The organism is Halomonas sp. SIMBA_159 (assembly GCF_046536035.1).
Classification (GTDB): Bacteria; Pseudomonadota; Gammaproteobacteria; order Pseudomonadales; family Halomonadaceae; genus Vreelandella; species Vreelandella venusta_A.
Genome location: NZ_JAWJBT010000581.1, coordinates 1 through 272, shown reverse-complemented (window position 1 = coordinate 272; position 272 = coordinate 1). Strand labels below are relative to the sequence as shown.

Below are 272 nucleotides of genomic sequence, written 5' to 3'. Positions count from 1 at the left end.
CTGGTAGGCGATACGCTCTTGATCGTGGTTGGTCAAAAATGGTGCGAAAAAGCTGAGTGGCGCTACTGAGTCGAGGCGCTGCTGCACATTTTGTTGCAACACCGTGGCATCGGCGGCTTTTTGTTTGTTCGAGCCCATAGTGCCAAACTGCGCTTCAGCGCCGGCATCTGGTTTTAACAAACTCAGAATTTTATAACCCACCTCAAAATCAAAGCCCTGATCAAGCGCTTTGCCATCGCCATAATAATTCGCGGCTACCGGTATATCGACCC

1 protein-coding gene is annotated in these 272 nt (G+C 50.4%); it reads right to left on the bottom strand.

The genetic code is table 11. The features are described from left to right. The coding region (locus tag R0J87_RS20540) for a hypothetical protein (protein WP_498888565.1) at nucleotides 1-272 on the bottom strand (272 nt) is incomplete at both ends.